The sequence below is a fragment of the Lactobacillus kefiranofaciens genome, assembly GCF_900103655.1.
GTDB lineage: Bacteria > Bacillota > Bacilli > Lactobacillales > Lactobacillaceae > Lactobacillus > Lactobacillus kefiranofaciens.
In genome coordinates this window covers 1-18,468 of record NZ_FMXC01000004.1, presented here as the reverse complement: position 1 = coordinate 18,468, position 18,468 = coordinate 1, and the positions used below count along the sequence as shown (strand labels likewise).

Genomic DNA, 18,468 nt, shown 5'->3' with positions numbered 1-18,468 from the left:
AGTGAAGCGAGCGATTGTTTTTGGTGCCACTGGTGGTATTGGACAAGCTATTTGCCGAGAATTGGCGTTAAGTGGCTGGTCGCTGTATTTGCATTACAATACGAAAAAAGAACAAGCTGAACAATTAGCCCAAGAACTTTTTGCTAAGTATCCTGAATTAGATTTTATGCCTATTCAGTTGAATTTTGCGACCAGCGATCAAGAACTAACTAGTTTTGTAAATAGTTTATTGCCAGTTAATGCTGCGATTTTTGCTCAAGGGATAACTAACTATGGTTTTTTAGGTGATGAAAAATTAACTAATATTAGTCAAGTGATTAATATTAATTTAGCTACGCCAATTAAATTAACTAAATTATTAGAGCCGCAATTAATGAAGCAGAGTTTTAGTCGAATTGTTTATTTAGGCTCCGTTTATGGTGGTGCTGGCAGTGCATTAGAATCCGTATATAGCGGGACTAAAAGTGGATTGAGTCGTTTTGCTCAAGCATATGCGCGCGAAGTCGCGTCAAATAACCTAACCGTGAATGTAATTGCACCTGGTGCTGTGAAAACACAAATGAATAGCATTTTTTCTCAAGCTACAATTGAAGAGGTGCAGGAAGAAATTCCGGCAGGTCGCTGGGCTCAAGGCGAAGATATTTCTTATTGGGTTAAAACTATATTGAATCCGCGTAGTAGCTATCTTACTGGGCAGACAATTTATGTTACAGGTGGCTGGCTTTTATAACTAAGACGTTGTAAGCAAAATTTTATGGTATACTCAATTTGTTAAACTTAATTTTGAAGAGGTAAATATGGCAGATATCGGAGATAAATTAAAAAGTGCTAGAGAAGCAAAAGGACTTTCGATTGGAGATATTGAAAAAGCTACTAAGATTCAAAGTAGATATCTGACAGCAATTGAAAAAAATGAATTCGATAAGCTTCCTGGTGATTTTTATGTTAGAGCATTTATTCGTCAATATGCTCAAGTTGTTGGATTAGATGGCAAGGAATTACTCAGCGATTACCACGAAGATGTGCCTGAGGCTGATCCAGATGAATATGTAGAAAATTCAATTGATAATAAGAGCGAAGAAGTTCGTCAAACCACAGATAATAAAAAGAATCTATGGAAGAACTACTTACCTCGTATTGCGATTGCACTTGGTTTAATTATCGTAATTCTAGTTGTATATGCTTTATATGCACATATTGCATCAGGTGGGCAGCATAATCAAGCTGATAACAATAGCGTAACTGTTTCATCACAGAAATCATCTTCATCTTCGTCAAAGAAACCAAAGAAGAAAATTGCGGTTAACCCAGTGAAAGTGAAGAAGATTAGCGACAATGAATATCGTGTAACTGGTTTAAAGAAGAACCGTAAGTTGGTTGTTCGTGCAGGTTCTACTCAAAACATTTCAGCTAGTGTGATAGCTAATAACGTTAGTGTTTGGAGTTCAACTTTGCTAGCTAAGAAAAAGCATACTGTTAATTTGTCAGCTAATGTAGAACGTGTAGTAGTTACCTTAGGTAACGATAACGGGACTTCAATTACCATTGCCGGTAAGAAAATTCCATACGCACCGAATAATGCATATCGGACCATTACTTTGTTAATTGGTAAAGCTAAGAAATCAACTACTCATAGTGATCATTCAAATGATTCAACTGGCACGACGACTAATAATGGCAACACTGGTAATAACGATAATAAAACTGGTTCAACTACTCAAAGTCGCACGCAGAGTAGCACTACTAGAAATAAAACTACTACCCAAAGCAGTCAGAAACAATCATCAACCACTACTCAGAGCAGTCAAACTCATCAAAGTAGTCAAACTCAACAATCATCTAGTGCCCAACAATCATCAACCACTACCCAAAATAACAATAATGGCGGCGGTAATGACAGTGGTAATAATGATAATGGCAATTAGGATTTAGGAGAAATAAAGAAGAATGAATTTACCCAATAAACTTACTGTTTTTAGAATCTTTTTGATTCCAGTATTTATGTTAATTATTATTTTTGGTGGGACTGCTCATACTACCGTAGGTAACTCAACTGTTATTTGGAGCTGGGTAATTGCAGCAATTGTATTTGCCGTTGCTTCTGCTACTGACTGGTTTGATGGTCATATTGCACGTTCACGCAATATGGTTACCAACTTTGGCAAGTTTGCTGATCCGTTGGCAGATAAAATGCTGACGATGACTGCTTTTATCTTTTTAGTAGAATTGAAGCTTGCTCCAGCTTGGATTGTAGCGATTATTGTTTGTCGCGAATTAGCTGTTACTGGTTTACGTTTAATTTTGGCCGAAAATAAAGGTCAAGTGTTGGCAGCTAAAATGCCAGGTAAGATCAAGACGACTTGTCAGATGCTTTCAATTATCTTTTTATTAATTGGCAATTTCTGGTACATTGGTACGATCTTGCTCTACTTAGCATTGATCTTTACTATTTATTCAGGGTATGACTACTTCCATCAATCATGGGGTATATTCAAGGGCTCAATGTAAGATAAACTGAAAAATAAATTAAAAGAAGCAGAAAAATGCTTCTTTTTTTATTTTTTGAGAAAAAAGTTTTCTTTTTTTGCGTAATAAATAGTGAAGGATAAATTCTTTGAACGCTCGTTTGCATTTTGCTTGCAAATTGAATACTGGTCAAAGTATAATTATAAAGTATTAAATTTAGGAGGAAATTAATGGCCAAAGATGAAAAAAAGGCTGCCCTTGATGCAGCGCTTAAAAAAATCGAAAAGAATTTCGGTAAAGGTGCTGTTATGCGGATGGGCGAAAAGGCTGATACGCAAATATCTACTGTACCTACCGGTTCATTAGCTTTAGATGCCGCCATTGGTGTAGGTGGCTATCCTCGGGGTCGTATTATTGAAGTCTATGGCCCTGAATCATCTGGTAAGACGACTGTGGCGCTACATGCTGTTGCTGAAGTACAAAAGCGCGGTGGTACTGCTGCATATATCGATGCTGAAAATGCAATGGACCCCGCTTATGCTGAGGCATTGGGCGTCGATATTGATTCTTTGATTTTGTCGCAGCCTAACACAGGTGAAGAGGGATTGCAGATCGCAGATACCTTAATTTCTAGTGGTGCAGTTGATATTGTGGTGGTTGACTCAGTTGCTGCATTAGTACCACGTGCAGAAATTGAAGGTGAAATGGGGGATGCCCATGTTGGTCTGCAAGCTCGTTTAATGAGTCAAGCTCTGCGGAAATTGTCGGGTACCATTTCTAAAACTAAGACAATTGCCATCTTTATCAATCAAATTCGTGAGAAAGTTGGCGTGATGTTTGGTAATCCTGAAACTACTCCTGGTGGTCGTGCGCTGAAGTTTTATTCAACTATTCGTCTGGAAGTTAGAAGAGCTGAACAGATTAAACAATCAGGTGATGTTTTAGGTAACCGAGTTAAGATCAAGGTAGTTAAGAATAAGGTTGCCCCACCTTTCAAGGTAGCTGAAGTTGATATTATGTACGGTAAGGGTATTTCTCAGAGTGGAGAATTGCTGGATATGGCTGCCGACAAGGATATTATTAATAAGGCTGGTTCATGGTACTCATATAAGACTGAGCGAATTGGTCAAGGCCGTGAAAATGCTAAAAAGTATCTTGAAGATCATCCAGATATTTATCAAGATATTCAAGAGCAAGTTCGTAAGGCTTATGGTATTGATGAAAAATCAATTGCTGACCGCGAAAATCCAGAAAAAATAAAGGAAAAGCGAGAAGAAGCAGAAGAAAAAATTGATCAGAAAAATGCTGAAAAAGCCGATCAAAAAGATAAAGCTAAATAGAATTTACCTTTTACCTTGGAATAATTTTCCAAGGTTTTTTCATCTTAATTGACATCAACACAGAGGTTCTTTATCATAAAAGTAGTGTGAATAATTTCAAAAAAAGGCGATAGTAATCATGAATAATTTGTTAATTGTGATTCCCGTCGCAACTGCCATTGTTTCAATCTTGGTAGGTACAGCAATTGGTTATGCTGTTCGCAAGCATTCATGGGAGCAAAAAGCTCAGAATGCTCAAAATGATGCTGATCATATTTTGGCTGATGCTAAAGCTCAGGTAACTGCAGCTCAGGCAGAAGTTAATGCACAAAAGCAAGCGGCGGAAGCTGTTAAGCAAAGTGCAGAGAACGCTAAGAAAGAAAAAATTCTTGAGGCTCAAGAACAAATCCGCGATTATAAGCAAAAGACCGAAGACGAACTAAATTCTAAGAAAGATGTCTTAGCTCGCCAAGAAAATCGTTTGCAACAACGTGAAGATACCTTGGAACATAAGAATTCTTTATTAGATGAGCGAGAAGCTGGACTTACGCAAAAAGAGGATCAATTAAAGCAGCAGAATGCTAGTTTAAAAGAAAAACTAACTAAGGCTGATGAATTGGTTGAGGCTAGACGGCAAAAGCTTTATGATGTGGCGAAATTAGATAAAGAAGAAGCTAAAAAAATTGTGCTTAGTCAATTATCTGATGAACTAGTCAAAGAACGTGCCGAAATGATCAGAAATAGCAATGAAGAAGTTAAGGCTAAGGCTGATCATTATGCTAATCAAATCATTGTTGATGCTATTCAAAGTAGTGCTGCAGATACGGTTGCCGAGACGACTGTTTCTGTAGTAGATTTACCAAATGAAGAGATGAAGGGACGGATTATCGGCCGCGAAGGACGCAACATTCGTTCATTTGAAGCTTTAACTGGCATTGATCTAATCATTGATGATACGCCAAAGGTAGTTACCTTGAGTGGATTTGATCCAATTAGACGTGAGATTGCTAAGAGGGCAATGGAGCGTTTAATCAAAGATGGTCGAATTCATCCGACTAGAATTGAAGAGATGGTTGATAAGGCCAGAAAAGAAGTTAACGACGATATTTATGAAGCTGGTGAAAGTGCCTTAATGGAACTCGGAATTCACCGTATGAATCCGGAGCTAGTTAAGACACTAGGCCGACTTAAGTATCGTACTTCATATGGTCAAAATGTTTTATCTCATTCAATTGAAGTTGGTAAGCTAGCCGGCACTATGGCTGCTGAACTAGGTCTAGATGAAAAATTAGCGGTTCGCGCGGGATTATTACACGATATTGGTAAAGCAATCGATCATGATATTGAAGGTTCCCATGTAGAAATTGGGGTTGAATTAACTCGTAAGTATCATGAAAATGAGATTGTAGTTAATGCGATTGCCGCTCACCACGGAGATGTACTTAAGTTATCGTTTATTGCTGAACTTGTAGTTGCAGCAGATACGATTTCCTCGGCTCGTCCTGGTGCAAGAAGCGAAAGTTTAGAAAACTATATCAGACGTTTAACCGAACTTGAGAAGATAGCTAAGAGTTATCATGGCGTCAAGCAAGCATATGCAATTCAAGCTGGACGTGAAGTACGCGTGATGGTTGAACCTGATGAGGTTTCAGATGATCGTACAGTAATTTTAGCTCGGGATATTCGCAACCAAGTTGAAAAAGAACTTGATTATCCGGGAAATATTAAAATTACCCTTATCCGTGAGAAGCGGGTTGTGGCAATTGCTAAATAAGAAAAGAAAGTTTGGGATGAAAATCTCAAACTTTTTTGTTATTTGTACAAAATCTCCTCTACTTGTATAATTAAACCAAGTAAATAAGGAAAGTAGCCAAATATGTTTAAAATTATTGTTGAATTATTTTTATTAGTTATCATTTCGGCCGCTATTACACCCTTTATCAGGCGTCTTGCTTTTGTATTAGGGGCCGTAGATAATCCTAACGCGCGCCGCGTTAATAAAAAGCCGATGCCAACGATTGGGGGACTTGGTATCTTCGTTACCTTTAACATTGGGGCCTTCGTGCTTCTACGAGAACAATTCCCTACGCATGAAATTTTTTCAATTTTGCTGGCTTCAAGCGTAATCGTGTTGACGGGATTAATTGATGATATTCTAGAATTAAAACCAAGACAAAAAATGTTTGGGATTTTTATTGCTTCGTTAATTATTTATTTTTTAGCAGGAATACGCATGAATGTTTTAAAATTGCCCTTTGTAGCGCATGAAGTTAATTTGGGGTGGTGGAGTTTTCCGATTACGATTTTTTGGATTTTAGCTTTAACTAATGCTGTTAATTTAATAGATGGTTTAGATGGTTTAGCTGATGGTGTATCGTTAATTTCTTTGACAACCATGGGGATTGTAGGATATTTCTTCCTGCATACGCATCAGTTATATGTGCCAATTGCTTGTTTTATGCTGGCTGCCTGTCTATTGGGTTTTTTACCGTATAATTTCCATCCAGCTAAGATTTTTTTAGGAGATACTGGTGCTCTTTATATCGGCTTTATGGTTGCGGTATTATCCTTGAAAGGCTTAAAAAATGTGACCTTTATTTCATTACTGGTACCAATTATCATTTTAGGCGTGCCAATTACTGATACGGTATATGCAATGATCCGGCGTAAACTAAATAAAAAGCCAATTTCAGAAGCTGATAAGCATCATTTGCACCACCAGTTAATGCGTATGGGATTGACGCATAGACAAACTGTATTAACAATATATGCTTTGTCATTAGTATTTTCTTTTATTTCGCTATTGTTCTTGCTTTCACCAGCATGGGGCACTTGGTTATTAATATTAGGACTATTAGTTGCACTAGAATATTTCGTGGAATCAATTGGCTTATTAGGTGAAAAATATCATCCTTTAATGCATGTAATTCAAAAAATTATTAATCAGAAAAGCAAAACTGATCCTACAGTAGAAGTTTGGCATTTAGGTGACGAGAAACCTGACCAACTAAAAAGCAAAAATAAAGCGAAAAAATAAAGAGCCTGGTTAACCAAGCTCTTTTTCATTGCTCATGATAATTATTGTCTTCTACTGGAATTTCGTTATAACGTTTTTCGCCATTAGTAAAATTGACTTGACCTGCTAAGAGATTAGTTAGGTCATTTTTTGTTTGTTCTTGTTCATTGCTATCTAAAAAAATATGGATTTTAACATCAACGCCATATTCGGTGTTAGCTATAAAAATATTATTTGTTTTAAGATAATGATCTACCTCATCGAAGCGATTATAGGGAACCCTGAAAATTAATTCTTGCTGCAATACACGCTTGATTACGCCAATGTTTTCTACGGCGTTGGTGACGCTGTTGGAGTAAGCACGAATTAAACCGCCAGCACCTAATTTAATCCCACCAAAGTATCTCGTGACTACTACGGTAACATTTTTTAGTTTCATTAATTGGAGTGCTTTCAATTCGGGTACGCCCGCTGTACCTGAAGGTTCGCCATTATCGCTTTCTTTAACCTGATTATCATTTAGTCCGATGGTGTAAGCAAAAGTGTTATGAGTCGCATCACGATATTGCTTAGAGATTTTTTGAATAAACGCATTTGCCTCGTCAACTGTAGTGGTGCGAGCCATGCTAGTAATGAATCTGCTTTTTTTGATAATTAATTCACTGCTACCATTTTGCTTAATTGTTAAAAAAATTTCTTTTTCTGACAAAAAAATCGCCTCTTTTTGCGTAATAAATAATAGAGGTGAAAATTATGGAAGATTTAACTCTATTATCTGGTCGTCAATGGATTGTTAGTCAAGAGGATTCTAGCATACTTGAGGGATGCAACCAAGTTCCAGTGTTTTAAAAGGGAATTTGCAATCGTTGTGGCGATCGCTTGAAATATAAATTACCAAGTGGCAAGTATTATTGTCGCGGCTGTATCGGCTTAGGTAGAGCTAGCGAAGGCAATTGGCTAATACGGCTGCCAGCAACTGATCGTTTTGAAAAAAGAAAAAATGATGGTTTAACCTGGCAAGGTAAATTAACGCCGTTGCAGCAGGAGATCTCAGATCAACTGGTACTAAATTTTAGAGAGAAGAAGAGTAGTCTGGTGCATGCGGTAACTGGCGCGGGGAAGACCGAAATGCTTTTTCAGCTAATTGCTACTTGTTTAAGTCAAGGGAAGAGAGCGTGTATTGCTACACCGCGAATTGATGTGGTTAATGAACTTTATCCGCGCTTTCAAGCAGCCTTTGCTCAAATTGAGATTGGTAAATATCATGGTAGAGAATATAAGGAGCCTGGACTGGAGCAATTGACTATTTGTACAACGCACCAATTGATGAAATTTTATCAAGCATTTGATCTATTGGTAATTGATGAGGTAGATTCTTTCCCATATGTAGGCAACGCTGAATTGCATTTTGCGGCTAAAAATGCTGTCAAAAATACTGGCATGCGAGCATATTTAACAGCTACGCCAACGAATGATTTGTTGCAAGAAGTAAAAAAAGGTACAATTCAGCTTTTAAAGTTAAATCGCCGTTTTCATGGCGGACTTTTGCCAGTGCCGAAGGAAAAACTATTTATTAAGCCATTTTTGAATAAAAGACAACAAATTCATCCAGCATTATTAACGGAAATTAAAAAAGTGATTTTGAGTAAGCATCCACTTTTGATTTTTGTACCGCGGATTGAGGAGATTCCGACTTACTTAAAAACTTTGCAAGATAAATTAAAAATGAAAGAGCTGAAAATGGCTGGCGTTCACGCTCAAGATCCTCAAAGATTAGAGAAAGTGCAAGCCTTTAGAGAAAGAAAACTGGATGTGCTATTAACTACGACGATTTTAGAGCGCGGCGTAACTTTTAAAAATGTCTGGGTAATTATTATTGCAGCGGATGATGCTATTTATACTACTGCTAGCTTAGTTCAGATTGCTGGACGAGTAGGTCGAGCACAGGAGGATCCCACTGGCTTAGTTTTGTACTGTTATCATCGCTATACTAAGAATATTCGCACAAGTATTAAACAAATCAGGGAAATGAATAAATGAGAACATGTTTATTATGTGAACAAGAATTTGTGCCGCCAATTTATTTCGCCCCAATTTTTTCGTTTAAACAATCAAGGTCAACTAGAATTTGCTCACATTGCTTGCAAAAATTTCAGAAATTAACGGGCAACTATTGTAGTTTTTGTCATAAAGAAATGGATCAGGGACTTGTATGCCTTGATTGTAAAAAATGGCAACAAATGTATCCCAATAATGTCCTTCATAATCATGCCTTATATCACTACAATTTAGCTTTTCATGATTTGATGGTGGCTTATAAACGGCGTGGTGATTATGTCCTGCGTGAGGTATTGCAGGAATTATGCTATGAATATTTAATTAAAACAGATTACGATTATTATGTTCCTGTTCCGACCTCACCTGAGCATCAAGACAGACGTCAGTTTGATACGATTTTCGCGGTTTATGGCGATATTTTGCCTTTAACGCCACTTTTAAAAAAGAAAACTGGTAGTCATGCACAAGGGGAGAAAAACAAGCAAGAGCGACTTAAAACGCCACAAAGTTTTTTCATTGATTCTGCAGTTGAATTGGATGAAAGTATCAAAACAGGAAAAATATTAATTTTGGATGATATTTATACTACAGGCAGAACGTTATATCACGCGCGGGACTGTTTGCGGCGGGATTTTCCAAAGGCAAAAATTGAAAGCTTTTCAATTTGTCGGTAGATTTATTATGAAACGCTTTCATCTTTTGGTATAATAAATTTGTAAAGAAAAAACCGCTTTGCGGTGAAAGGAGAATCTTATATGTTAAAGTACAATGTTCGTGGAGAAAATATTGAAGTAACTGACGCTTTAAGAAGCTATGTTGAGAAACGGTTAAACAAGTTGGAGAAATACTTTGAATTGACTCAAGATGTGATTGCACACGTTAACTTAAGAGTTTACCGTGATCATTCTGCTAAGGTGGAAGTTACTATTCCTTTACCATACTTAGTTTTGAGAGCTGAAGAAACCACGGATGACATGTATCGTAGCATTGACTTCGTTTCAGAAAAACTTGAACGTCAAATCAGAAAATACAAGACCCGTGTAAATAAAAAGAGTCGTGAAAAGGGTTTGCAAGACTTCTTCGTTGAACAACCTCAAGAAGAAAAGAAACCTAGTGAATTCGACATTGTTCGTAACAAGCGCGTTAGCTTGAAACCAATGGATCCAGAAGAAGCAATTTTGCAAATGGATATGTTGGAACACGACTTCTTTGTATTTGAAGATGCGGAAACTAACGGTACTAGCGTTGTTTACCGCAGAAACGATGGTCGCTATGGTTTAATTGAAACTAACGAATAAACGAGTTAACATACTCATTAAATATACAAGCCTCGCGTTTTTGGCGCGGGTTTTTTGTATGGAATATTTTCCTTTTACAAGCAATCATGTTAAAATTAATCTGTATTTTTAGACTTAACGACATATAAGGATCGATTTAATGGCAAATATTTTAAAGAAACTATATAACACTGATAAAAGAGAACTTAAAAAATTTGAAAAATATGCACAAAAAGTAGAATCCTACGCTGATGAAATGAGCAAGCTGTCCGATGAACAGCTTCAAGCTAAGACTCCAGAGTTTCGTAAGCGGATTAAAAATGGTGAAAGCTTAAATGATCTTTTGCCGGAAGCATTTGCAGTTTCTCGTGAAGGGGCTAAGCGTGTTCTGGGGCTGTATCCATTCCACGTTCAGATTTTAGGTGGTATTTCACTGCACTTTGGTAATATTTCTGAAATGATGACAGGTGAAGGTAAAACCTTGACCGCTACGATGCCAGTTTACTTAAATGCTTTGACTGGTAAGGGTGTTCACGTTGTTACGGTTAACGAATATCTTTCCAGCCGTGATGAAGAAGAAATGGGCCAATTGTATAAGTGGCTTGGCTTGACAGTAGGCTTGAACTTGAACTCCATGTCACCAGATGAAAAACGTGAAGCTTATAACTGTGACGTTACTTATTCAACCAACTCAGAACTTGGTTTTGATTATTTGCGTGACAACATGGTTGTTTACAAGGAGCAAATGGTGCAACGTCCACTTAACTATGCCATCATCGACGAAGTTGACTCGATTTTGATTGATGAGTCCAGAACGCCATTGATTATTTCTGGTGAAGCTGAACAAGCTAACAGTGATTATATCCGTGCCGATCGCTTTGTTAAGACCTTATCAGAAGACAAGAGCGATGACGATGCCGATGATGATGAAGATCACGGCGATTACAAGATTGACTGGCCTACTAAGACTATTTCACTTACTAGAACTGGGATTGAAAAAGCCTGTGAACACTTCGGTATAAAGAATTTGTACGATGTTGAAAACCAAAAGTTGGTGCACCATATCGATCAAGCTCTTCGTGCTAACTACATCATGCTTAAAGATATTGACTATGTGGTTCAAGATGGTGAAGTATTGATCGTTGACTCATTTACGGGTCGTGTAATGGAGGGCCGTCGTTATTCAGATGGCTTGCACCAAGCCATTGAAGCTAAGGAAGGCGTCAAGATTCAAGAAGAATCTAAGACACAGGCTACGATTACCTACCAGAACTTCTTCAGAATGTACAAGAAGTTGTCTGGGATGACTGGTACTGCTAAGACTGAAGAAGAAGAATTCCGTGAAATCTACAACATGCAGGTAATCACGATTCCTACTAACCGTCCAATTGCCAGAAAAGACATGCCTGATATTTTATATCCAACTTTGGATTCAAAATTCCATGCTGTAGTTGAAGAAATTAAGAAGCGTCATGCTAAAGGTCAGCCTGTCTTAGTTGGTACTGTAGCGATTGAAAGTTCAGAAAGACTTAGTCATTTGCTTGATGAGGCTAATATTCCTCATGCAGTTTTAAACGCTAAAAACCACGCCAAGGAAGCGCAGATCATTATGAACGCCGGTCAACGTGGTGCGGTAACGATTGCGACTAACATGGCCGGTCGTGGTACTGACATCAAGTTAGGGCCTGGAGTTAAGGAACTTGGCGGTTTAGCAGTTATTGGTACTGAGCGTCACGAATCACGTCGTATTGATAACCAGCTTCGTGGTCGGTCTGGTCGTCAGGGTGATCCTGGTTACACTAGATTTTACTTATCACTTGAAGATGACTTGATGAAGCGATTTGGTGGCGATCGAGTTAAGGACTTCTTAGATCGTTTATCTGATAATGATGATGATAAGGTGATTGAAAGTCGCTTGATTACTCGCCAAGTTGAATCCGCTCAAAAACGTGTTGAAGGTAACAACTACGATACTCGTAAGCAGACTTTGCAGTACGATGACGTTATGCGTATTCAGCGTGAAATTATCTACGGTGAAAGAATGCAAGTCATTGACGCTGATAAATCACTGAAGAATGTTTTGGTACCAATGATTTATCGCACCATTGATAGTCAAGTAGACATGTTTACTCAAGGTGATAGAAGCGAATGGCGTCTTGATTCATTGCGTGACTTTATTGCTTCGAGTTTGACTTCAGAACAAGTAGCAGATTCGATTGATTTTAAGACAATCAGTGTTCAAGATTTGAAGAAGAAGCTATATGATATCGTAGAGAAGAACTTTGCCGATAAAGAAAAAGCATTGGGTGATCCAAGTCAAATGCTGGAATTTGAAAAAGTTGTTATTTTACGTGTCGTCGATGATCGTTGGACTGATCATATTGATGCCATGGACCAATTGCGGCAATCAATTGGTCTTCGTGGTTATGGTCAGCTTAACCCATTAGTTGAATATCAAGATTCTGGTTACAGAATGTTTGAAGAGATGATTTCAAATATTGAATTCGATGTAACTCGTTTGTTCATGAAGGCTGAAATTAGACAAAATCTTAGTCGTTAATAAAGAAAGAAGGGGAGTTAACAGCTTCCCTTTTTTGTCATAAAGGTGAGAAAAGATGGAAATTAGTGAAATTCAAAGTGCGTTAGACGAATTAAAGAAGCGTTTAAATCACTTTAGGGGGTCTCTTTGACTTAGATGCGATTGATGAAAGCATTGAGATTAATGAAGCCAAGATGGCCCAACCTGATTTTTGGGATGATCAGGACAAAGCCCAAAAATTAATTAGTGATAACAATATATTAAAAGAAAAGCGTGATTCATTTTTAAAGCTGAAAAAGGGCTACGAAGATGAAACAACCGCGCTTGAATTATTGCGAGAGGAACCTGATCCTGAACTGCAAAAAGAAGTAGAGGCAGATTTAGACTCTTTGCAAGAAGAATTTTATAATTATGAGTTAGATTTACTTTTATCAGGCAAATATGATAGTCATAATGCCTTATTAGAAATCCATCCTGGTGCTGGTGGTACTGAAGCAATGGATTGGGGACAGATGCTCTTAAGAATGTATCAGCGCTATTGTGATACAGCAGGTTTTAAATTTGAAATTAACGATTATGAACCTGGTGAAGAAGCCGGCCTTAAAAGCGTAAGTGCAAGAATTGTAGGTAAAAATGCTTACGGAATGCTTAAGTCAGAGAATGGCGTGCATCGGTTAGTGCGAATTTCGCCATTTGATGCTGCTAAAAGACGGCATACCTCATTTGCTTCAGTGGAAGTAATTCCAGAAGTAGATGACAGTATTCAAATTGATATTAATCCTAAAGATCTGCGAATTGATGTTTATCGTTCTAGTGGTGCTGGTGGTCAGCACATTAACAAGACTTCTAGTGCGGTTAGAATTACTCACTTGCCAACAGGAATTGTTACTACTTCGCAGGCGCAGCGTTCACAACTGCAAAATCGTGAGACGGCGATGAATGAGTTGAGAGCTAAGCTTTTCCATTTAGAAGAAGAGAAAAAGCGTAAGCAAAAACAAGCGTTAAAGGGTGATCAAAAAGAAATCGGCTGGGGCTCGCAGATTAGGTCATATGTTTTCCATCCTTATAACTTGGTCAAAGATTTGCGTACTGGTTATGAGACCGCTGACGCAAATGGTGTAATGGATGGAAAATTGCAACCGTTTATTTATGCATATTTGCAATGGTTACTTAGTCAAGAGAATCCGGAATAGGTGAAAAAATGAGTTTTTGGGGAATTGTATTGCTAGTATTTATAGCATTAATTATCTTAAGTTTATTATTCGTCTTTTTTAAGGCATTCATCTTTTTATTACCTGTTGGTCTAATTGCTATTGCTTTAATTTGGCTGATCGGTTGGTTTACCGGGAGAAAGAATAAAGCTAGCATGCCAAGCAGCGGTAGTTATTATGACTGGTTTAAGAAAGAAAATTCAACACATAATCCTACTAGAAAAAAAGCTCGTAATGTCACTACAAAAGATGTCGATAAATAGTTAGGGGGAAGATTCCTATGGTTACTGAAGTTAAATTAGCAAAATTAATTCAAGATAATAAAAGCATTCTTGAAATATATCAAGGTGCAGAATATGTGCAAGACACTGAAATTTATGTTTCGGATATTTATCGTCCAGGACTAGAATTAACAGGATATTTTGATTTTTATCCTGCTCAACGTATTCAATTGCTAGGTCGAACAGAGATTTCTTATGCGGCGCGACTAGACCATGATATTAGAACGCATGTCTTTAATAAGATGGCTACTGAGGCTACACCGTGTTTTCTAGTTTCGAGATCCTTGCCTGTACCTGAGGAGTTATCGACTGCTGCAGAGGAAGCGCAAATTCCAATTCTGCGGACGCGAGAGTCAACTACTTATATATCTAGTATCCTAACTGAGTATTTACGTGCGCGGTTAGCTAAGAGAACGAGTGTTCATGGCGTTTTAGTTGAAATTAAAGGTATGGGTGTCCTTTTAATAGGAGCATCTGGCGTAGGTAAATCTGAAACAGCCTTAGGTTTAGTACAACGTGGACATAGATTAATCGCAGATGATCGGGTCGATGCCTTCCAAAAAGATCATAATACGGTCGTAGGTGAGGCACCGAAAATTTTAAAGCATTTGATGGAGATTAGAGGAATCGGCATCATTGATGTGATGAACTTATTTGGTGCAGGTGCTGTTAAAAATAGAACCGAAATTCAATTGGTAATTAATTTAGTCAACTGGGACCCTAAAGCTAATTATGATCGCCTAGGTTTCCAAGAAAATACGCGTGAAATCTGCAACGTAGCGATTCCACAGGTTAATATTCCGGTTAAAGTTGGGCGTAACCTAGAAATTATTATCGAAGTTGCTGCAATGAACTTTAGAGCTAAGAAGATGGGCTTTGATGCGACACAAACTTTTGATAATAATTTAACTAGTTTAATCTCAGAGCACTCAAAGGAAGACAAGGATAAGGTTCACCACGATGATTAATTTGATCATTAATCCAGTAGCTTTTCAAATTGGCAGTCTGAGCGTTAAATGGTACGGTATAATAATGGCTGTAGCTATCGTTTTAGCTGCTTGGATGGCGATTAATGAAGGCAAAAAAAGACAAATCATTAGTGATGATTTTGTCGATCTGCTTTTGTGGGCTGTACCGCTTGGCTATGTAGGAGCGCGTATTTACTACGTTATCTTTGAATGGGGTTATTATTCTCGCCATCCTGAACAGATTATTGCGATCTGGCAAGGTGGGATCGCAATTTATGGTGGTTTAATTGCAGGTTTAATTGTCTTGCTGGTATTTTGTTATAAAAGGATGCTCCCGCCATTTTTGATGCTGGATATTATTGCTCCGGGGGTAATGGCTGCCCAAATCCTAGGTCGCTGGGGGAATTTTGTTAATCAGGAAGCCCACGGTGCCCCGATTAGTTTACAGTTTCTACAGAGTTTGCATTTACCTGAATTCGTTATTCAGCAAATGAAAATTGGTGGTACGTATTATCAACCAACATATTTGTATGAATCTTTCTTTAATTTAATTGGGTTAATCCTAATTTTATCTTTGCGTCACCGCAAGCATTTGTTTAAGCAAGGCGAGGTTTTTATGACTTATTTGCTTTGGTACAGCGTAGTTAGATTTTTTGTAGAAGGTATGAGGACAGATAGTCTATACATTTTTGGTATAATACGTGTATCACAAGCATTAAGTTTAGTCCTTTTTATTGCTACAATAATTTTATGGATTTATCGGCGTAAAGTTGTTAAACCAAAATGGTATTTAGATGGTAGCGGGTTAAAATATCCGTATACTAGAGATTAATAAAGAAAAATTAGTTAGAAAGTTTGAGAGAAAAAATGACAAAGATTGCAGTTTTAGGTAATGGTTCATGGGGTTCTGTGTTAGGTTCAATGCTCGCTGATAACGGCAATGAAGTAACCCTTTACGGAAATATTGATAGCGTCAATGAAGAAATCAATAAGACTCATACTAATAGTCACTATATGAAAGACTGGAAATTAAACGAGACAGCTAAGGCTACTGGAGACTTGGCAGAAGCGCTTGATGGCGCAGAATTGGTTTTGTTCGTTTTGCCAACCAAGGCTGTTAGAATTGTAGCTAAGAATGTGCGCAAAGTTTTGGATAAAACCGGTGCTAAGCCACTCTTAGTCACTGCTACCAAAGGAATTGAACCAGGTACTAAGAAACTTATTTTTGAAATTTTAACCGAAGAAATTTATCCAAATGATAGTGATAAAATTGTTGCTATTTCTGGACCAAGTCATGCCGAAAATGTAGCGCAAAAAGATTTAACTGCTATTGCGTGTGCTTCAACTGATGAAAATAATGCTAAGAAAGTACAAAAGCTGTTCTCTAATGATTACGTTCGTTTCTATACTAACGATGATTTAATTGGTGTTGAAGTTGGCGGTGCTGTTAAGAACGTAATTGCGATTGCTGCAGGTATTTTGGTAGGTCAAGGTTACGGTGATGATGCTAAGGCTGCTTTGATGACTAGAGGTTTAGCAGAAATTACTCGTTTAGGCGTTAACTACTTTGGTGCTAAGCCAATGACCTTTAGCGGCTTGTCAGGTATTGGTGACTTGATCGTAACTTGTACTTCAGTCAACTCACGTAATTGGCGTGCTGGTAAACAAATTGGTGAGGGCAAGAGCTTGGATTATGTCTTGAAGAATATGGGTCAAGTAGTTGAAGGTGCTACTACCGTTAAGGCTGTTCATGAACTTAGCGAAGAAAAGGGCATTGATATGCCAATTAGCGATGCCATTTACCGCGTTCTTTATGAAAATGCAGATGTTGCTACTGAAATTAAAAAGATGATGGGTAGAGAACCTAAGCCAGAAATCCGTCTTTAATTAGGCAATAAACTTGGCAATTAGTTGAAGATATTGTATTATACTTATGAAAAGTAAGTAAAGGAGTCGAGATTATGGCCGATAAATACGATGTGATTGTAGTTGGAGCAGGTCCTGGTGGCATGACAGCTGCCTTGTATGCCGCTCGTGCCAATTTAAATGTATTAGTGCTAGATCGTGGACCATATGGCGGACAGATGAACAACACTGATGCCATTGACAACTATCCTGGTTTTACTGAGATTAAGGGTCCAGAACTTAGTCAGAAGATGTACGATACTCTGATGAAGTTTGAACCTGATTATAAGTATGGCAATGTTCAAACAGTTGCGCTTGATGGCAATGAGAAGGTAATTAAGACAGACGATGATCATGAATATCGTGCGCCGATTCTAATTATCGCAACTGGTTCCGATCATCGTCATTTGGGTGTCCCCGGTGAAGAGGAATATTCTGGTAAGGGTGTTTCTTATTGTGCCGTTTGTGATGCCGCATTCTTTAAAGACGAAGATGTCACTGTTATAGGTGGCGGCGATTCCGCGATTGAAGAAGGAATCTACCTAGCTCAATTAGCTAAAAGCGTGACTGTGGTTCACCGTCGTGATGAACTGCGTGCCCAACCAACTTTGCAGAAGAGAGCATTTGCTAACAAGAAGATGAAGTTTGTTTGGAATGCACAAACTGAAGAAATTGTCGGTGATGGCAATCGGGTAACAAGCATAAAGTACCGTGATAAAGAAACCGGGGAAGAAAAAGAACTTCCTACAGCTGGTGTTTTTATTTACGTTGGCGTTCTTCCACAAACTGCTCCATTTAAAGAACTGGGTATTTTGGATGACCAAGGCTGGATTGTGACTGATGATCACATGAAGACTAAGGTGCCTGGCATCTTTGCATTAGGTGACGTTCGTGAAAAAGACTTACGGCAAATAGCTAACGCAGTCGGTGAAGGCAGTGTGGCAGGTCAAGCTGCTTACAACTATTATCAAGATTTGAAAGATAGAAATTAGATGCTAAAAGGCATGTCGAGAAGGCATGCCTTTTATTTTTTTGCAAAAAAATAAAGAACATATTCAGTTGCTATATATATATTATGGCTCTTTGTCAAATCCTGTTGATAGAGAGTAAATGAATAGAATCAGGCAGTCATTAAAAGGCTGTTTGGTTCTTTTTCTTTATATTGATTTTCCTCTAAACGAATTCTGGTTAATAGATTGATAAAATTGGAATAGCCGAAAGCTGTTCGTTCGATTTGCTTGATTTTGCGGTTGAAGCCTTCAAGACAGCCATTAGAATAAGGCAGCGCCGCACCGTTAAGCACCGCTTTTAGATTGTATTTAAAAGTTAGCAGCGTCTTATGCATTAGGGTTCCAATTGAATCTTTGCTGGTAATCAATGATTTAAGCTCTTGAGTGTTGTTTGTTTCAATTGCTTGAATAAAACTCT

The 18,468-nt window shown here is 37.9% G+C and carries 18 protein-coding genes; 16 read left to right on the top strand and 2 right to left on the bottom strand.

Annotated elements, in window-relative coordinates:
* Position 1 precedes the first annotated feature (1 nt).
* The 6 genes from ymfI to BLP58_RS02805 all read left to right on the top strand — a co-directional run bounded on the left by ymfI (position 2) and on the right by BLP58_RS02805 (position 6,822).
* Positions 2–730: an elongation factor P 5-aminopentanone reductase gene (gene ymfI, locus BLP58_RS02830; RefSeq protein ID WP_013854469.1), complete on the top strand. Its 729-nt coding sequence runs from the start codon at positions 2–4 to the stop codon at positions 728–730.
* A gap of 67 nt (positions 731–797) precedes the next feature.
* Positions 798–1,925: a helix-turn-helix domain-containing protein gene (locus BLP58_RS02825; protein WP_013854468.1), complete on the top strand. Its 1,128-nt coding sequence runs from the start codon at positions 798–800 to the stop codon at positions 1,923–1,925.
* A gap of 22 nt (positions 1,926–1,947) precedes the next feature.
* Positions 1,948–2,508 (top strand): CDP-diacylglycerol--glycerol-3-phosphate 3-phosphatidyltransferase, encoded by a 561-nt coding sequence (gene pgsA, locus BLP58_RS02820; protein ID WP_013854467.1) that lies wholly within the window; start codon positions 1,948–1,950, stop codon positions 2,506–2,508.
* Positions 2,509–2,696: 188 nt separating this feature from the next.
* Complete coding sequence (recA, locus tag BLP58_RS02815; RefSeq protein ID WP_013854466.1) at positions 2,697–3,806, top strand: recombinase RecA; 1,110 nt, start codon at positions 2,697–2,699, stop codon at positions 3,804–3,806.
* A 118-nt stretch (positions 3,807–3,924) separates the two neighbouring features.
* Complete coding sequence (gene rny / locus BLP58_RS02810; protein ID WP_013854465.1) at positions 3,925–5,559, top strand: ribonuclease Y; 1,635 nt, start codon at positions 3,925–3,927, stop codon at positions 5,557–5,559.
* A 102-nt stretch (positions 5,560–5,661) separates the two neighbouring features.
* Positions 5,662–6,822, top strand: a complete 1,161-nt coding sequence (locus BLP58_RS02805) for a glycosyltransferase family 4 protein (RefSeq protein WP_013854464.1) — start codon at positions 5,662–5,664, stop codon at positions 6,820–6,822.
* Positions 6,823–6,847: 25 nt separating this feature from the next.
* Here BLP58_RS02805 and BLP58_RS02800 read toward each other — a convergent pair whose 3' ends face one another.
* Positions 6,848–7,510, bottom strand: coding sequence for a YigZ family protein (locus BLP58_RS02800; protein ID WP_013854463.1), 663 nt, complete (start codon positions 7,508–7,510; stop codon positions 6,848–6,850).
* A gap of 215 nt (positions 7,511–7,725) precedes the next feature.
* Between BLP58_RS02800 and BLP58_RS02795 the strand changes: the two genes are divergently transcribed.
* The 10 genes from BLP58_RS02795 to trxB all read left to right on the top strand — a co-directional run bounded on the left by BLP58_RS02795 (position 7,726) and on the right by trxB (position 18,032).
* Positions 7,726–8,841 carry a helicase-related protein gene (locus BLP58_RS02795; protein WP_373852436.1) on the top strand — a complete coding sequence of 372 codons (1,116 nt, stop codon included), beginning with the start codon at positions 7,726–7,728 and terminating at the stop codon, positions 8,839–8,841.
* Positions 8,838–9,533 carry a ComF family protein gene (locus BLP58_RS02790; RefSeq protein ID WP_025084100.1) on the top strand — a complete coding sequence of 232 codons (696 nt, stop codon included), beginning with the start codon at positions 8,838–8,840 and terminating at the stop codon, positions 9,531–9,533. The genes BLP58_RS02795 and BLP58_RS02790 overlap by 4 nt, the downstream gene beginning before the upstream one ends.
* An 81-nt stretch (positions 9,534–9,614) precedes the next feature.
* Positions 9,615–10,157, top strand: a complete 543-nt coding sequence (gene hpf, locus BLP58_RS02785) for a ribosome hibernation-promoting factor, HPF/YfiA family (RefSeq protein WP_013854460.1) — start codon at positions 9,615–9,617, stop codon at positions 10,155–10,157.
* Positions 10,158–10,296: 139 nt separating this feature from the next.
* Positions 10,297–12,696: a preprotein translocase subunit SecA gene (secA, locus tag BLP58_RS02780; protein WP_013854459.1), complete on the top strand. Its 2,400-nt coding sequence runs from the start codon at positions 10,297–10,299 to the stop codon at positions 12,694–12,696.
* A 55-nt stretch (positions 12,697–12,751) separates the two neighbouring features.
* Positions 12,752–13,868, top strand: a protein-coding gene (gene prfB, locus BLP58_RS02775; protein WP_143000307.1) for a peptide chain release factor 2 whose coding sequence is annotated in 2 segments (ribosomal slippage) — positions 12,752–12,823 and positions 12,825–13,868 — 1,116 coding nt in all. Because the reading frame shifts where the segments join, the coding sequence is not laid out codon by codon here.
* Positions 13,869–13,876: 8 nt separating this feature from the next.
* On the top strand, positions 13,877–14,149 hold the full coding sequence (locus tag BLP58_RS02770) for a hypothetical protein (protein ID WP_013854457.1): 273 nt from the start codon (positions 13,877–13,879) through the stop codon (positions 14,147–14,149).
* Positions 14,150–14,166: 17 nt separating this feature from the next.
* Positions 14,167–15,135 carry an HPr(Ser) kinase/phosphatase gene (gene hprK, locus BLP58_RS02765; protein ID WP_013854456.1) on the top strand — a complete coding sequence of 323 codons (969 nt, stop codon included), beginning with the start codon at positions 14,167–14,169 and terminating at the stop codon, positions 15,133–15,135.
* A complete protein-coding gene (lgt, locus tag BLP58_RS02760) occupies positions 15,128–15,967 on the top strand; it encodes a prolipoprotein diacylglyceryl transferase (protein ID WP_013854455.1) in 840 nt (279 codons plus the stop codon). The genes hprK and lgt overlap by 8 nt, the downstream gene beginning before the upstream one ends.
* A 35-nt stretch (positions 15,968–16,002) precedes the next feature.
* Positions 16,003–17,022 carry an NAD(P)H-dependent glycerol-3-phosphate dehydrogenase gene (locus BLP58_RS02755; RefSeq protein ID WP_013854454.1) on the top strand — a complete coding sequence of 340 codons (1,020 nt, stop codon included), beginning with the start codon at positions 16,003–16,005 and terminating at the stop codon, positions 17,020–17,022.
* Between the two features lie 74 nt (positions 17,023–17,096).
* The gene (gene trxB, locus BLP58_RS02750; protein WP_013854453.1) at positions 17,097–18,032 is read left to right on the top strand and encodes a thioredoxin-disulfide reductase; all 936 of its coding nucleotides are present in this window, start codon (positions 17,097–17,099) and stop codon (positions 18,030–18,032) included.
* A 128-nt stretch (positions 18,033–18,160) separates the two neighbouring features.
* On the opposite strand, the gene BLP58_RS02745 is transcribed toward trxB, so the two are convergent.
* A partial coding sequence (locus BLP58_RS02745; RefSeq protein WP_143000306.1) for a transposase occupies positions 18,161–18,468 on the bottom strand: 308 nt, incomplete at its 5' end.